Here is a 16565-nt window from a genome sequence, read left to right as displayed (position 1 = left end):
ATTATATCAGAAGGCGCGGACGGATGTCAACCGGACGCGTCGCCGTCTTAAGCGCCTTTTTTCTCGATTTTGTCCGTTTTGTAACCGGCCGGGCCGAAAAGTTTCTCAAGCAGTTTCGTTATGAAAACCGACTGATTGTCGCGGGTCATTTTTTCGTAACCCGTCGGCATAACCGCGGTTTTTCTGTCCACCGACGCGAAAATCGGAGAAAATCCGGAATAATTCGCGTCGAGATTTTTGGCTATCCGAGACAGGTCGAACGAGCGGGCGTCGTCGCCCGTATTGATGAGATAGAACGCCCCGTAGCGCATATAGACGATGTATTTATAAAGTCCCAGATGCATGGAGCGACGCAACAGACCTATGCACAGCGGCATAACCGGCGCGCGCGATCCCTTGACGAAGGGCTCCTCGATAAACGCGACCGTAAGCGGCTTGGATTTTTTGTCGGCCGGTATCAGGCGGGTTTCAAAAACCGCGCCGCGGAGGAATTTTTTTGCGAAGGGATCGAGTTCCTTGGGCACAAAAACCGCCGGGGGCGACAAAAGCGAATGAATCTTCCATTTATTTTTCTGCGACGGGTCAGAAAGTCCCTGCTCGACAAAGCCGCTTAAAAACGCCGCCAAGTCGAAGAAACGCTCTTCCTTGGCGAAACGCCATTCTCTTGATATTTTTTTGTTCCGTCGGGGATTTGCCGCGGCAAAACGCGGATCGCCCGAGTCCTCCTGCCATCCGAGCGCTTTGGCGACGGGGACAAGGTCTATGGCGGCCGACGCGTCTCCGACATTGGCCAGAATTATTTTGGACATCGCGCCCTGCACCAGGAACAGATAGTCGAAGCGGTATTTCATCCTCAGATAGGTTATGACCTGAACCAGCGACGGATTTGAGTCGCGCGAATCGTAATCGGGCTTGGGCATCTTGGCGAACATTATCTTTTTTCTCATCCAGCCGGATTTTACGACTAATTCTACGAGTGTGGGGTCAAGACGCTCCAAACTCTGTCTTATCACCGGCGAGAAATCAAAATTGACCGGTTCGAGTTTCTTGAACGGAAAGCCCGCGCTTTCGGATATTTTTCCGGCGAGATAATAAAGGTACTCCGGAAAGTTCCACTCCTTCACGTTGGATAATCTTTTGCGCGGGAACGAAGGATTTGAAACGGGCTTGCAGGTGGAAGCGCCGGAGTGACCGCCGTCGGCTTTGGTGCCGAGCCACTGCGAGAGGGTGCTCAAATTAATTCTCTCGTCGGAGTTGGCCATTTTTCTCTGGGTAAGAATGTTCGAGCCGTAGCAGTAAAAGAAGTAATCCGTCTTCATTTTTTTGACGCCCGCGATGTAACCGATCGCGGAGGCCACGTTTATCTGGGGTTCTCCCTTGCGCGGGTCGCAAAACGCCGAAAGCGCGGCAAAAATTTCGATGATATTTTTTTTGTTCAGCGACGGAAATATTTTCCCCAGAACGGCGGAAAGGCCTTTGGCCTCGCGCTCGAAAGTCATACGCATTACGTTGGCTTCCGCGCGCGGCAGCACCAGCGCCAGACGGCGCTCATAATCGGCGACGACTTTATCCCAGCCCGTCGACGCCATTATGTTTTCAAGCGACTTTTTGTCGGTAAGCTCCGAAAGTTTCAGCGCCATCTCTATCTTTGAAAATTTCGAGCCGATGAGTTTTGAAAGCGATATCGCCAGCGGCATCATCTTTATGTGCAAGTCCTGCATACGGGCCATTACGTTGAGCTGCGACAAACCTTCGGTCTTCGCGGCGGACGACGAGAGGCGTTCGAAAAAAACGATGTTGGCGCCGCAGACCTGCTTCTCGACGGGCTCTTCCTGCCCGCGCGGGGCCGCGCGAACGTTGAACTCTTTTACAAGACCTTCTTTTTGAAGCCGCGCTATAAGTTCGTGAACCGCGGGGGTGTAGGGATGATGGTCGGTGACGCTCTCGACGGTAACGTCGTTTTCGGCCAGAAACCGGAACTGCTTTTCCAGAAGTTGCAGCGAGACCGACATCGCCCTGTCTATGCGCGAATCGTCGTCCTCGTCGTCGAGGGCTTCTTCGACGGCTCCCGAATCCGCCGCGGAGATTATTTCCTCGGGAATCATCAGATACTTCACGTCGTCGTAAGTGGCGGAAATCTGGTACTCTTCGCCGGGCGCGCCCGGGACGTACACTATCGCGGCGGAGCCGTCGGAGCCGGTCACGATGTCGGCCGAGGCGCCGGAGCCAAGCTGTTTGCCGTCGAGACCGCGAAAAACACCGGCGCCGAGCAATCTTTTGAGCGAAATCTTGACGCCGGCGACAGTCCGTCCGCTGGACTGCTCCATAAGCAGCGCGGTTATTTTGTCTCCGTCGGCGGAAGCGGCGGCGGGCGCGGGATTTTTCGCGCGAAGCGCTGCATCCATCGCCGAGGATGCCGCAAGAGATATTTTTTCCGCCAGAGGCGCCAGAGCGTTCGACGCGGAGGACGCCAAAAATACATCGGAAACATTTTTAACGTTTTTGAAAAGCGAGGCCACCGCCTGGACTATCTCGGCGGATGCGGCCTGTATCCGCTCGGCGTTCGTTTTAGTGTAGGCAAGCGCGCCTGCTTCTACGGTATTTCTTGCGGCGTAAGCCACGCTCTCGACGGATACTATCATAAAATCGTCGGTATAATTAACGCGGCCTTTGGCGGAAAAATCGCGCGTGTTCGACTCTTCTATCTTTAAAATGTCGCGAGGATTTTCGAGTTCATCCATCTGCTCATCTTTGACGAAACCGCCCATGTTCTGAATTATGTAATCCTTGGCGGAGCGCAGCGCGTCGCCGGCTATATTGGACAGCACGTCGTTGAGATAAGCCGTCGCGGCGGCGTCGGGTTTTGCCGACAGCGCGGCGGACATTTCCACGCAGTAAGTTACAATGTCCGCGCAGGCGACGGCCGTGGCAATCGCGTCGCGCTCGGAATGTTCCAGCACCTTTGTCTTCTGCTTAAAACCGGAATTAAAAAGTTTTTTGAGACGGTCGTCGACCAAAAGAGCGTTGCGCCCGATTAAAATTTTAAGAGCGAACAGTTTGGAATTAAAATCGCTTATGAGCCCGACGGCGGACGGATCGGGAATATACATCAGTTCAAGGCGGGGAGAGAGCGCGTCGATTGGAAAATCCGGGATGTATATGTCGCAGCCGGAATGCACGACAAGATGCGAGAGTCCCTCGGAATAATTTACGAAATCGTAATCGTAGTCCTCGCCCCGGACGGCGGGCGAGCCCTTTGCTTTTTCTATCTCTTTGCGGGCCCACGCGGTGTAAAACACACTGGATGAAACCGTGTCGAGGTCGCCGCCGGCTTCCCAGCCGATGCCGTTTCGCTGGCCGAATCCGTGGATAATGAAGATCTTTTTTTTCATGGGCGAGCGGTTCATAATATCTCCGATATGCTTTTTTTAAGAAGTCCGGCGGACGTCGAAGAATTCTTCGGCCACGTAGCGGGCTATCGCCAGGGACGAAGTGAGACCGGGAGAATCAATGCCGACGAGATGCGCGCACGCCGGATATTTTTCGTCGCGGCGTATGACAAAGTCGTCGTAACCCTTCAGCTTGGCGCGGTTGCCGGCGTAATCCATCTGAAGGTCTTCGACGCGCAGGTTCGGAAAAAATCTTTTTACGTCTTCGTAAAAGAAGCCGGCGGCTTTTCTGCCCGTCTCGTAATCGTGTTTATCGGTCACCGGAATGGACGTCGGCCCGACGGAAACATACCGGCCTATTTTTCTGGAGCCGCCTTCGGCGACGTCAAGAGTTGGCGTAAGATGTATGCCTATACCGAAATAAAGTTTTCCGTCGAGTTCGTAGGGTTCCTGCACCTGATAAACGCAAGTTCCGTTGAGTCCCACTTCCTTGCGGGAGGAAGAATCGTACCTGTAATATTCCCCGCGCAGCGGGGCTATCCGCCACGAATTGGAGGGATTTACGAGAGCGGCGATTTCGTCGGCGTAAAGACCGGCGGAGTTTATTATCCTGTCGGTCTCAAACTCGTCTTCGGCGCCGCGGGAATCGCGTGTGCGCACGACGAAACCGTCGCCGCGCGGTTCGATACCCGTCACCTTTGTGTCCTTAATTATACCGGCTCCCGCGTCGGAAGCCAGACGCGCCAGGGTCTTTACGTATTCCGGCACGTCGAGCACGCCCGTGGAAGGAACAAGCAAGGCGCTCAGCGCGCGGACGTTGGGTTCGATTTCGATTATTTCCTTCGAGGAGATTTTTTTTACGCCTTTCACGCCGTTGGCCGCGCAGCGCTCGACATAAGTGTCAATCATGCGGTCTTTGGCTTCGTCCACGGCGACTATTATCTTGGAAGTATTGAAGCACGCCACGCCGTGCTCGTCGCAAAAAGCATAAAGCATGGCGTTTCCTTGCACGCAAAGCTTCGCCTTCAACGAGCCCGGGGAATAATAAACGCCGGCGTGGAGCACGCAGGAATTACGGCCCGACTGTTCATCTCCCAGATAAGGATTCTTTTCAAAGAGGTAGACCCCGTCAACCCCGTTTAAGGAAAGTTCGCGCGCGATGGCCAGCCCCACAACGCCCCCGCCTATTATAGTTACCGGTATTTTTTCCATAATTCGGCGGCGGCGCCAAGCCGCCTTAAGTCAAGCGCAAAAAGCATAGGACAATCCGGATAGTGTACAAAAATTTCCGGCAGAGGCAAAATTTTTGTATCATCATTTCCTCAATATACAGGAACTCAATATGACTGTGATATATCTTATTATTTTTCTGTCCGTCGCATCGGCGGTATATCTGGGAACGCATTATTTCGTCTACCATTCCATAATTTCCGGTTACGGAATCGCCAAAGATTCCCGCGCGGGCCGGATTTTGCGGATTGTTTTTCTTCTTTTGGGTCTGTGGTTTCCGGCCGGTGAATTTCTGTCCAGAACTCCGGCGGCGGCAAGGTTGAAAACCGCGATAACGGCCGGCGGGATTTGGATAGGCCTGCTGACTATGACTTTCTTTATTCTTATTATCAGATCCGCTCTCACGGCCTTTTTGAGGTCGCCCCGCTTCAAATATTATTCCCTTACGGCCGCTTTGGCATTAAGCGCCGGCGCGACGGTATTCGCCGTGATAAACGCTTCGGGTCCGCCGACGGTACGGGAGATTACGGTTACAACGGACAAATTTAGTTCGCGGGAAAAGTTCACGCTCGTGCAAATAACGGACTTGCACCTCAACTACGCAAGAAGCGACGAGTGGGTCGAAGCCCTGGTATCCCGAATAAATGCTCTCGAGCCGGACGCGGTGGTCATAACCGGCGATTTAATCGACGCGCGGCTCTGCGGGTTCAATAATTTTTGCGAAATACTTTCCGGGATTCGCTCCAAACACGGAGTGTTCGCGATTACCGGAAACCACGAATATTATGTCGGCCTCGAAAAATTCGAGATACTGGCCGAAGCGGCGGGCATAAAAATTCTTTACAATCAAAATATCTCGCCCGACGGCAAACGCCTTACCCTGATAGGCATTAACGACGACGAGGGATCGAGATTCGCCGGCGGCGGACCCGACTTCGCCGCGGCGTCCAAGGGCGCGGACTTTTCCAAGTATGCGGTGCTGCTGTATCACCGGCCCGCGGGATTTGACGGTTACGCCGACGCCGGCATAGACCTGCAACTATCGGGGCATACCCACTGGGGACAGATACCTCCCGTCGATATTATGGTTCGGCTGTTGTTTAAGTATCCGGCCGGTCTTTACCGTCGGGGGACATCTCTGATTTACACATCTCCGGGCACCGGAACATGGGGGCCGCCGATGCGGTTCTTTTCAAAATCTGAAATAACCGCGTTTCAAATAAAAGGCGCGGCCGAAAATATTCCGCCCTTCCGGAAGGAAATCTTTTTTAAATAGTGTCCCGTATAGAGCGCCTGACCCCGTTTTTTTATATAATATCCGCATTATGATGAACTTCTTCCGTAAATACAAGAGAAATATTTTCATAGCCACCGTCGTGATATTTATGGGCGGAACTTTCGTGGGCTTCGGCGGCTACCTGTTTGGCGACAGGGCCGGCTCGGACGTTGCTCAGGTGGCGGGCAAAAGAATTCCGCGGCGCAAATTCGATTTTCTTTACAACAGGCAGGTCGACGAACTCAGACGGCAGGACAAGGAGTTGACGTCCGAAGTTTTAAAACAGGTCGAGGCGGAAGTCATACAGGAGTTGATACAGGACGAGGTGTTCTATCAGGAGTCCGCGCGCTTCGGCATAAAGGTGACCGACGCCGAACTTGCGGCGAACATAAGGTCGATTCCCGCCTTCCAGCGCGAGGGGCTTTACGACTTCAGATTACATTATAATTTCGTAAGGCAGGTTTTCCGCGTAACGCCGAAAGAATTCGACGAATATCAGCGCCGGCGGATAGCTTTCGCCAAACTGCGTTACTTCATATCGGCATCGATTTACGTGCCGGATAGCGAAATTTTCGCGGATTACCGTCAGAAAAATCCCGGAAAGTTAAAATCGTGGGACAAGGAAAAATCCGATTATTCGAGCGCATACAGGCAGGAAGTCGTCAACGCGGTTTTCAACGAATACCTCAAACAACTCAACAACACGGTAAGTATCAAAGTTTTTTGGAAGGGCTGACGACAACACCGAAGCTCTCAAGAATAGAAATCAGCAATCCCGCCGGCAGTCCCACCACGTTATAATAATCCCCTTTTATCTTTTTGACGAAAGCGTCGTTTTTTTCCTGTACGGCGTAAGCTCCGGCCTTGTCCATATGGCGGCTCGCCGCCGACTTTATTTCGGCGCCGGTAAGGCGGCGCATGGTAACCTCGCTGACCGCCGAGCCGGTTTTCATTCTGCCGGTCGCGGTGTCCAGAACAGCGACACCCGTATAAACTTCGCTTACCCTGCCCGACAAACTCTTCAATATACCGCGGGCATGGCCCGAAGACCGCGGCTTACCGATAACTTTACCCTTCAAATATACGACGGTATCGGCGCCTATCACCAAACACTTGCGGGTTTTAAGACGTCGAGCGACTTCCGCCGCTTTGCGGGCGGCGAGTTCCTTGACCAGACGGCGCGGATCGGTTTCGACAGAGTCCTCGGACGCCCGTGAGGCCATTACTTTGTGGCGTATGCCGAGCATCCCGAGTATTTCCCTGCGACGGGGCGATGCCGACGCCAGAATTATCTCCGGCGAACGCTTTTCGCGCGGCGCCGAGACATTTCTCGATAGTTTTTTATTTCGAGATACCACGGAATATGTAGGCGGCGGCGACAATGCCGACGACGGACGTTACATTGAATTTAAATATACATCCGAACGTCAGCTCTATGACTCTTAAATCAAGCCGCGCGGGATGAAGCCCCGCCTCGATGCCCTTGGCGAAAAGATCCCTGGCGTTACCCGCCGGCATCACAATGGCAAGAAACTCCCCTATGAAAGTTCCCAGCAACGCTCCGACGACGATTACGATAATGAAATAAATAACATTTTTGCTCATAACTTCCGCAACCTCCTTATGCAGTGGATAGTGGTTAGTGAATAGTGGTTAGTCTGTTTCTGCTGCCTGCTTATAGCCAAACAGACGCTTTTACTATCCACTGTTCACTAACCACGAATCACTTCTTTTAAACATTGCCCAGATAAACCCTTTCAAGATGTTTTTGCGCGGCGGCTTTGGCGGCCTCAAGCGCGGCCATCGGCGTGGGAGGCGCGCTCGATTTGTAATTCGGAAAGTAGCGGCTCAGATGAAACGGAATTTTCTTGTCGAGCGCGGCCAGCCACGAAGCCGCCTCTTCCACCTTCGACGGGTCGTCGTTTTGTCCCGGTATTACAAGATACGTCACTTCCACGTGCCGTCCGGATTTCACCATTATTTCTATGCTGCGCAAAACCGGCGCCAGACGCGCGCCGCAGATTTTTTTGTAGAAGCCGTCGTCGAACGCCTTAAGATCGATATTGGCGGCGTCTATGTATTCGAGAATTTCTCTCCAAGGTTTCTCATTGATAAAACCGTTTGTGACAAGTACGTTTTTCATATTCGCCGACGTCAACAGACGGGATGTTTCAAGCGTCCACTCGAAGTTCATAAGCGGCTCGTTGTACGTATACGCTATACCGATTGAACCCATGCGGCGGGCAAGTTCAAGCGCCTCCCGCGGCGAAAGTTCGCTCGACGATAAATCTTCCGGCGAGGTGCGGGCGAGTTCCCAATTCTGGCAGTGCGCACATTTTAAGTTGCAGCCGCCTGTCCCTACGGACAATATCATCGAACCCGGGTGGAAGTGATACAGCGGCTTTTTTTCTATCGGGTCCATGTGGACGGCCGCAAGCCGTCCGTAGGCAAGCGATTCAAGAACGCCGCCCCTGTTGGCTCGCGCCAGACAAATTCCGGACGCGCCGGGCTTTATGCGGCAGCCGTGAGGACAAAGGCCGCAAACTACCGACCCGTCGGGCATTTTCTCGTAATAAAGCGCTTCTTTCATTTTGAGAGATATTTAATGAGGGACGCCGCGGATCTAATGGCCGTTTTATCAGCCGCGACCGCTTTTTTTCCGTCGGCGTTTCTTACGAGCGCCGAGCCGGCGGACTTGAGATTGTAAACGTCGTAGAAATATTTGAGGGTAAGAAGGGCTCCGTCGAAAAGCTTTGCGCCTTTTGTGGCCCCGACCAGAATCGTATACGCCGGGCGCAACGGCGCGGGCTGCTTCCCTAAAAGATACTTCCGCGCCCACAGACACTGAGAGCGGTCTATCAGCGCCTTAAACTTCGACGGCAACCCGTAAAAATATATGGGCGACGCCACGACCACCGCGCGTGCGGCAAGAATGTCGCCCGACACTTTCTGAAAGTCGTCCTTTATGCGGCACTCGCCGCGCGTGTCGCACCATCCGCACGCTTCGCAGGCCGACAGTTTCAGCGACGACGTCCGGATTATTTTTATTTTTTCGGAAGGGAAACGCCCGACAGCGGCGCGCAGCAGAAATTCCGAATTACCGCCGCGGCGGGGCGATGCCAAAATAGCGATGATTTCAGCGGCCATATTCAAGATAGGCGACCCGCGTTCCGGTATCAAGATCCGTGACTTCGACTGTCCCGGCGGCAAGGTCTATTACGCCCGCGGTTGATTGTCCGCTCATTATCCCCGACGTTTCCCCGCAGTTGAGCACGACCGTGCGACCTTCGCGGCGCAGATCCGTTTCGTGGGTGTGTCCGTATATCACAAAATCGTACTTGCCGCCGGCGACGATGGAATCCAGCAGGTACGGCTCGTGGATGACAAGAATTCTCGCGCCGCCCGCGTCGACTTCGGCGTAGCGTTCCCTGAGTTCCAGACCGTTCGGAAATTCGGCGGAGCGTATCCGCCAGAGATTTTTTTCGCCGTCGTTATTGCCGAAAACGCCGAGCATTTTTACTTTGAGTTTTTTGAAATGATCCGTCATAATGGGCGATATTATGTCGCCGGCGTGCAAAACGAGTTCGACGCCGGAAGAATTAAAAAACTCGACGGCTCTTTTTATCCGCGGAACGTTCTCGTGCGTGTCGGTGACGACTCCTATTTTCATGGGTTACCTCTCCGTTCGACGATCCTTCCGGCGGAGCAAGCGCTCATTCATCCGCCGAAAATTCCGCTGTGCTCTTTGAGTATACAGCGATCCATCACGACTTCAAGGCCGGCCGCGCGCGCCAGCGTCGAGGCCTCTTGGCTGACTACGCCTTCCTGCAGCCACAACACGCGGGCGCCTATTTTTACGGCGTCGGCGGCAACGGCCGGAACTTCTTCCGGACGCCTGAAAACGTCCGCTATGTCGATTTTTTCGGGCACATCGAGCAGGGACTTATAGCATTTTTCGCCGAGGATTTCCGTCTGACCGGGATTGACCGGAATAATCTTATATCCGGCTTTTTTAAGATACGCGGCAACGACGTTAGACGGGCGGTCGGCTTTCGGCGAAAGCCCCACCACGGCTATCACTCGCGCGGTCTTAAGTATCTGCGGAATATCCATTTTCGCCCTCCACTGCTTTTTCTATCCACTCGCCACTAACCACTGCTTTTATCCTCCGGCCACGGGCGGCAGCACGTGAAGCACGGAACCTTCGACGAACTTCGAGGCGGCGGGATTTTTCTGGTCGACGGCTTTTCCGTCGAGAAGAAGTATGAAGTAATTTTTGACGCTGCCGTCGTCTTCGAGCACTTCCGACGTAAATTTTTTACCGAAGCGGCCGCTTAATATCTCAATGGCCTCGCCGGCGTCCCGGGCGGTTATGGTCACCGAGCCGACGCCCAAAGTTTCCTTCAACGGAGGATAAAATTTGACGGTTATTTTATGTTTTTGCGTCATTATTTCGCCTGCGATTTTATGCGGCTGCGTATAAGTTCCACGGAGTTTGCCGCTTCCACGCGGACATAATCTTCAGGGTCGGATGTCGTCATTTTAATAAGTGTATCCGCGTCGGAAGTTCCTCCGGTCTGTCCCAGCGCCCATGCGGCGGCGCGGCGCACAATCGTGGACGGATCCGACAGGTTGGCGCGTATGCCCGGAAGGCCGGCGGCAATGCGCAAACGCCCGGCGACCTCCATAGCGGCAATTCTGACGCCTTCGGCCTCGTCGGAAATTGCCGGAACCACGACAGACGAAATACCTTGCGGACTGATTTTGCCGAGAGCTTTGACTGCCTCGGAACGATAAATCGCGTAAGGGTCGACGGCGAGTTTTTTGAGCGTTTCCACCGACGACGTCCCGCCGAGGTCACCGGCGGCGCGGATGGCTGATATCTTGGCGCCCACGTCGGTTTCTTTTTTCAGGAATTCCGCGACGGCCGCCCGCGCCGACGGCCACGCGCCTTCAAGCCGTCCCAGCGCCTCGACGGCCGTGCGCCGGACGAGAACGTCGTCGTCGTAAAGCACGCCTATTATGGCCTTGAGCGATTCGGGTGTCTGCTGACGGGCTATGAAAAGTATGGCGTTCCTGCGGGCGGTGGGATTTGCGTCGGACAAGCGCGAAAAAGCCGCGTCGAAATCTCTGGTATAGTCGATTATATTAAGTTCAGCGTCGGTTACATTCTCCTCGGCGAACTTGACTTCGTCGTAGGGAAATATCAGCGCAATGTCATCGCGGCGGGCAAGATCTTTTATGACGTCGGCGGTCGCGCTGAAAGCTATTTGATTTTTTATGCGGTTGGATCGCACATCGGACGCTTTTTGGCCGGCGGCGGCTTTAGAAAGATATCCCGAAACGCCGGCCTGGTCGGAAGACGCGAATTCCTTGAGTTCCTCGACGCGCCTAAGGCGTATCTGCTCCCTTTGCTCCGGCACGGAAACGCTGAACGGACGAAAGGCGTAGCGCGCAGACATCGACGCTATTACGCGTATTTGCCGCGACGGCGCCGAATCCGCCATTATCGCCTCAAGGTCGGGGGTTGTCTTGGTCTGTTGCGCGAAAAGACCGGAGGGCGACGCGATAGCGATGAAAGTCAGCGCAAGCAGTGTCTTTCTCATTTTACCGGATTGCCGCCGAAGGATTTTTACAGTGTCCGTCAGGCGCCTATGAATTTGCGCGAGAGAATATCGGCGGATGCGAATAATTTTTCCTCGTCGATGGAAGCCAGGCGGCCGCCGTCGACGACTATTTTTCCGTTTACGATAACCGTCCGCGCTATGTGGGAGTCGCCGCAAAAAACCAGAGCCGCCAGAGGATCGTGAAGGGCTCCCGCGTATCCGATTTTTTTCATGTCGAATATGGCGATATCCGCGGCCTTGCCCGCTTCAAGAGAACCAATATCGTCGCGCCCGAGCACCGCCGCGCCGCCGCGGGTCGCCATATAAAAAACGTCCTCGGCGGGCATCGACCCTACCCCCGATTTTATCCTGTGAACCAGCAGACACTGTCTCAATTCTCCGAGCATATCGGAGGTATCGTTCGACGCCGAGCCGTCGACGGCTATGGAGACGGGCACGCCGGCGTCGAGCATTTTTCTTATCGGCGCGATGCCGGACCCCAGACGCAGATTTGATGTGGGGCAGTGCGCCACGCCGGTTTTGGTTTTGCCCATAAGTTTTATTTCGTCGTCGGACATATGAACGCAGTGGGCGTACCACACGTCGGGGCCTATCCATCCGACTTTTTCCATATAAGCCAGTGGTTTAAGCCCGTGCATATCTATACAGAACTGTTCTTCGTCGAGCGTTTCGGCAAGATGAGTGTGAATTCGGACTTTTTTGGCGCGGGCAAGTTTAGCCGTTTCGACCAAAAGTTCGCTGGTCACGGAAAACGGCGAGCACGGCGCCAGAGAGATTCTTGTCATCGCCAATGGTTTTGAATCGTGATGTTTTGCTATGAGCCGCTCGCTTTCTTTGAGTATCGCGTCCTCTTCCTGAACAACTCTGTCGGGCGGAAGTCCGCCCTTTGATTTTCCCCTCGACATCGAACCGTGGCACGGCTGAAAGCGCATTCCGACTTCTCGCGCGGCTTCCACCTGACGGTCGATAAGATCCGTCGGCTGTCCGTGCGGAAAAACGTAAAACTGATCGGTGGAAGTCGTGCAGCCCGTCAGAAGCAACTCGGCCAGGCCCAACTGAGTACTCACGCGAACAATTTCAGGGTCGAGGCCGGCCCATATCTCGTAAAGATGCACGAGCCAGTCGAATAATTTGGCGTCCTGCACGGCGGCGATGTTTCTTGTAAGCGTTTGATAGAGATGATGATGAGTGTTGACGAAGCCGGGCAGCGCCACACAGCCGGAAGCGTCTATTGTTTTTGTCACTCCGTCGGCCGCAAGATTTTTTCCGACCGCCTTGATGACGTTATTCTCTATCAAAACGTCCCCGCCGGGTATTTTGGTGCGCTTGTCGTCCATAACAGCGACGAGCAGGGCGTTTTTTATGAGAGTTTTCATTATGAATCTCCTAAAGGCAGTGGTTAGTGATTAGTGGATAGTGAATAGTGTGTTTCTGCTGTCCGGTTGCAGCCATAAATACGCTTTTACTCACCACTCGCCACTAACCACTATCCACTGCTTTTTATGTCTGTCAGGGATATACGCCTCTTAATTTTACGGCGGTCGCCACGCGGCTCACGGCAAGTATGTACGCCGCAAGGCGCATATCGCACTTTTCTCTCTCGGCGATGGCCATGACGTCCGCGAAACTTTTCGTCATTATTCTCTTGAGTTCTTTGTCTATGCCTTCCGGCCGCCAGAAGTGCGACTGCAAGTCCTGCACCCACTCGAAATAAGACACCGTTACGCCGCCGGCGTTGGTCAGAATATCCGGCAGAACCATAACACCGTTGTCGTGCAGGATTTTGTCGGCGTTGGGAGTCGTGGGGCCGTTGGCTCCCTCGGCGATGATTTTGGCTTTTATCTTTGCGGCATTCCGGCTGGTTATCTGATTTTCAAGGGCGCAAGGCGCCAGAATATCGACCTCTAAATTGAAGAGTTCCTCGTTTGCCTTTTCTATGCCCGACACGAAATCTCCACCCGAAAAACCCTCGATGCTTTTCTTCGGGGCATTTTTGACGTGCTCGATAAGTTTCGGCACATCTATGCCTTTTTTGTTGAACAGTCCGCCCGAGACGTCCGTCACACCGATGATTTTACATCCGAGTTCGTGCAGAAATTGCGCCGTCGCGCTTCCCACGTTTCCGAAACCCTGCACGGAAACCGCGCAGTCGGACGGTTTGATTTTTTTGTATTTCAGCGCCTCGTCGATAACGAACATCGCGCCGCGTCCCGTCGCGGTGAGACGACCTTCGCTGCCGCCGATTTCTATGGGTTTTCCTGTTACCACACCCGGAGCGGAATACCCGATATTCATCGAGTACGTGTCCATTATCCATGCCATAATCTGCGGGTTCGTGTTGACGTCGGGCGCGGGAATGTCTTTTTCGGGCCCGATTATTATGGAGATTTCGGAGGTGAAGCGGCGGGTGAGTTTTTCTATTTCGTAAATCGACATCTTCGACGGGTCGCAAATGACGCCGCCTTTCGCCCCGCCGTAAGGGATTCCGACGACGGCGCATTTCCACGTCATCCACATCGCCAGCGCCTTTACTTCGTCGAGCGTGACATCGGGATGATACCTTATGCCGCCTTTCGCCGGGCCGCGCTCCAAATTGTGCTGCACGCGATAGCCCTCGAAAACCCGAACTTCGCCGTTGTCCATCCTTATCGGGATGGAGACGATAAGAGCCCTTTTGCAGCTGCGAAGTTTGGCATGGATGCTCTTGTCGAGATCCATTTTCTGAGCCACTGTATCCAACTGACTGCAAGCCATTTCCCACGGATTAAACTTAGCCATATTAAGCCTCCGTATCAAACGATGTTTTATAGTCGGAATCAAGAATTAAAAACTCGCGCTCGTCATTGCAAAGTATTCCCCCTTAACAAAGTCGCAGACTCCGTATCTGAAGGCATCGGAGGGGGTAAGGGGGTTGTTGTGTCCTTCTTTAACGAAAGGGCGACAACCCCCTTTTGTTCCCCCTTTGTTAAGGGGGAATTGCTGTAAAGTAAGCGCACTAATCATGTTCTGTTTTTAATCTCCGTCGAGTTTTTACCGGACACGTGTGATGTCGGGCATAGTTTTAACTTTCCTTGACGATTCTCTCCCAGAATTTTTTGGAGAGTTCCCTTGATTTTTCGCAGATAAGCTCTTCGTTTATGCCTTCGAGTTTTTTGTCTTTCATCAGCGTTTTACCGCCGGCTATCACCGTGTCCACCGTCGAGTCCACCATCCCGAAAATCAAATGGCCCAGGAAATTATCCTTCGTCAACGGCGTCGGGGGCGTGTAGTCGAGAACGACCAAATCGGCGGCGCCTCCGACTTCCATCTTTCCGATTTTTTTGCCGAACACACGCTCGGCAATTTTTACGTTATTGTCAAGAAGCATCGTCGGCGCCTCGACAAACGCGACCCTCGGGTCCCTTTTATTGTGTCTGTGTATAAGATACGCGCATCTCATCTGCGAAAGCATATCCGACGACATCCCGTCGGTGCCAAGTCCCACGGTTATTCCCTTTTTCATCATCGTCAACACATCGGCGCAGCCGACGGCGTTATTCATATTCGACTCGGGATTGTGGACGGCGTTTGTGTCGGTCTCTTTTATGATGTCCATTTCTTTTTCGTCGATATGTATGCAGTGAATCAGCGCGGTTTTGGGCCCCAGCGCTCCGAATTTATTAAGCCGCTCGACGACACGCATCCCGTGTTTGGCCACGGAATCGTTTTCGTCGGACAAGTCCTCGGCGCAGTGGATATGAAGGCCGACATCGTATTTTTTTGCAAGAGCCGCGTGCGCTTCAAGAGTGTCATTATTGACGGTAAAAGCCGCGTGCAGTCCGACCATTCCGGCGATTTTATCCGATTTATCTTTTGCGATTTTAGCGAGGAACCGCTCGTTTTCTTTCAAACCCTCTTTGCCCTTGCCATATCTGTCCGACGTGCCGAAGCACAAGCACGCGCGTATTCCGATTTCTTCGACGGCATTCTCTATCGGGTCAAGAGACCCGACCTGCAGCGTCTGCGACTCGTGATGGTCTATTATCGTAGTCGTTCCGTTTTTCACGCACTCGATAAGAGGGATGAGCGACGAATAATAGATGTCCTCTTCGGTGAGTATTCTGTCGAGTTTCCACCAGAGTTTTTCAAGAACCTCGACGAAGTTTTTAGCCGGTTCGCCCGGAATATACATCCCGCGGGCGAATGTCGAGTACAAATGATGATGGGTGTTGATGAAGCCCGGGAGGATTATTTTTTTCTTGACGTCGATGATTTTAAGGTTGACTTTGTCGCCGGGGGCTTTGAGGGCCTTTGAGCGCACGTCGTCGGTTTTGCCGATGTCTTTTATTATTCCGTCTTCAAACAAGACACCGCCGTTTTCGATGACTTCCGTCGAGGTGATTACGGTTCCGTTACAAAGCAAGGTGAGCATGTTGACTCCTTTTGTTGTTAGTTTTTCTCTACGGCTTCCCAGTTGTTAATCTCTTTTTCGGGATTATTGGCGACATAATTCCTGATTTTTTGCCAGTTTCTTCTCGTCTCGTATTATATGTTCGTAATAGTTCCATTGCCACATTGTTTTTGTGGCGACCGCAATATCATTAGCTTTTGTAGCGGCCGCATTGCTATGCGGCCCCTTGCTATGGCGGGATGGCAATCCCGCCGCTACAATTTTAGTTATATTATATTTCATCGCTTTGACGACCTGTCCCAACGTTTTGCCGCAATCATTAAAAGCAAAAATTATATGGATATGGTCGTCCATAACGACATAATAATCAACAGCCAGCCCGTTAAAAAACTCCGGCAAATCATTTATTGCCCGCGCTACGGCAACCGCACCGATGTCGGAACTATATTCTTTCAACAAAGGTAATCTGTCGCGAGTTACCACCGTAACGAAATAATATCCATTGGTTTTATAGTCGTAATTTTTTAACCTGATGTCCTTTCGTCGTTTCAGCGCTAAATCTTTCACGATTCCCCCGGCAATCGGTTTATAAAATTTTGCTTATCTTCTTATCGGTAGAAATTAAACGGCGACATCGAAAGAAAACACAACTG

General features: G+C 52.9%; 16 protein-coding genes. 2 read left to right on the top strand and 14 right to left on the bottom strand.

What is annotated here, in order from left to right:
* Positions 1-47: 47 nt before the first annotated feature.
* Both CVU77_02155 and CVU77_02150 read right to left on the bottom strand, forming a co-directional pair.
* On the bottom strand, positions 48-3407 hold the full coding sequence (locus tag CVU77_02155) for a hypothetical protein (protein PKN01764.1): 3360 nt from the start codon (positions 3405-3407) through the stop codon (positions 48-50).
* A 21-nt stretch (positions 3408-3428) separates the two neighbouring features.
* Positions 3429-4601 (bottom strand): hypothetical protein, encoded by a 1173-nt coding sequence (locus tag CVU77_02150; GenBank protein ID PKN01763.1) that lies wholly within the window; start codon positions 4599-4601, stop codon positions 3429-3431.
* Positions 4602-4695: 94 nt separating this feature from the next.
* Between CVU77_02150 and CVU77_02145 the strand changes: the two genes are divergently transcribed.
* Positions 4696-5895, top strand: a complete 1200-nt coding sequence (locus tag CVU77_02145) for a hypothetical protein (GenBank protein PKN01762.1) — start codon at positions 4696-4698, stop codon at positions 5893-5895.
* Between the two features lie 49 nt (positions 5896-5944).
* Positions 5945-6631, top strand: a complete 687-nt coding sequence (locus CVU77_02140) for a hypothetical protein (protein PKN01761.1) — start codon at positions 5945-5947, stop codon at positions 6629-6631.
* Here the strand turns inward: CVU77_02140 and maf are convergent.
* The 12 genes from maf to CVU77_02080 all read right to left on the bottom strand — a co-directional run bounded on the left by maf (position 6609) and on the right by CVU77_02080 (position 16479).
* Complete coding sequence (gene maf, locus CVU77_02135) at positions 6609-7187, bottom strand: septum formation protein Maf (GenBank protein ID PKN02019.1); 579 nt, start codon at positions 7185-7187, stop codon at positions 6609-6611. The genes CVU77_02140 and maf overlap by 23 nt on opposite strands.
* A 49-nt stretch (positions 7188-7236) precedes the next feature.
* Complete coding sequence (locus CVU77_02130; protein PKN01760.1) at positions 7237-7500, bottom strand: DUF4321 domain-containing protein; 264 nt, start codon at positions 7498-7500, stop codon at positions 7237-7239.
* A gap of 127 nt (positions 7501-7627) precedes the next feature.
* The gene (amrS, locus tag CVU77_02125; protein PKN01759.1) at positions 7628-8485 is read right to left on the bottom strand and encodes an AmmeMemoRadiSam system radical SAM enzyme; all 858 of its coding nucleotides are present in this window, start codon (positions 8483-8485) and stop codon (positions 7628-7630) included.
* Positions 8482-9042 (bottom strand): hypothetical protein, encoded by a 561-nt coding sequence (locus CVU77_02120; protein ID PKN01758.1) that lies wholly within the window; start codon positions 9040-9042, stop codon positions 8482-8484. Before CVU77_02120 ends, amrS begins: the two co-directional genes overlap by 4 nt.
* Positions 9032-9565: a YfcE family phosphodiesterase gene (locus CVU77_02115; protein ID PKN01757.1), complete on the bottom strand. Its 534-nt coding sequence runs from the start codon at positions 9563-9565 to the stop codon at positions 9032-9034. Before CVU77_02115 ends, CVU77_02120 begins: the two co-directional genes overlap by 11 nt.
* A 47-nt stretch (positions 9566-9612) precedes the next feature.
* A complete protein-coding gene (locus CVU77_02110) occupies positions 9613-10008 on the bottom strand; it encodes a CoA-binding protein (GenBank protein ID PKN01756.1) in 396 nt (131 codons plus the stop codon).
* 48 nt (positions 10009-10056) lie between these two features.
* Positions 10057-10344, bottom strand: a complete 288-nt coding sequence (locus tag CVU77_02105) for a hypothetical protein (GenBank protein ID PKN01755.1) — start codon at positions 10342-10344, stop codon at positions 10057-10059.
* Complete coding sequence (locus tag CVU77_02100; protein PKN01754.1) at positions 10344-11501, bottom strand: hypothetical protein; 1158 nt, start codon at positions 11499-11501, stop codon at positions 10344-10346. The genes CVU77_02105 and CVU77_02100 overlap by 1 nt, the downstream gene beginning before the upstream one ends.
* 38 nt (positions 11502-11539) lie before the next feature.
* Complete coding sequence (locus CVU77_02095; protein PKN01753.1) at positions 11540-12898, bottom strand: 8-oxoguanine deaminase; 1359 nt, start codon at positions 12896-12898, stop codon at positions 11540-11542.
* Positions 12899-13031: 133 nt separating this feature from the next.
* Positions 13032-14300 (bottom strand): glutamate dehydrogenase, encoded by a 1269-nt coding sequence (locus CVU77_02090; protein ID PKN01752.1) that lies wholly within the window; start codon positions 14298-14300, stop codon positions 13032-13034.
* Between the two features lie 283 nt (positions 14301-14583).
* A complete protein-coding gene (locus CVU77_02085) occupies positions 14584-15933 on the bottom strand; it encodes a chlorohydrolase (GenBank protein ID PKN01751.1) in 1350 nt (449 codons plus the stop codon).
* A 63-nt stretch (positions 15934-15996) separates the two neighbouring features.
* Entirely contained in the window at positions 15997-16479 is a 483-nt protein-coding gene (locus tag CVU77_02080) for a hypothetical protein (GenBank protein PKN01750.1), read from the bottom strand.
* Positions 16480-16565 lie beyond the last annotated feature (86 nt).

The sequence above is a fragment of the Elusimicrobia bacterium HGW-Elusimicrobia-1 genome (assembly GCA_002841695.1).
Classification (GTDB): Bacteria; Elusimicrobiota; Endomicrobiia; order PHAN01; family PHAN01; genus PHAN01.
The sequence above is the reverse complement of the archived record's forward strand: the minus strand, read 5'-3'. Positions and strand labels throughout refer to the sequence as shown.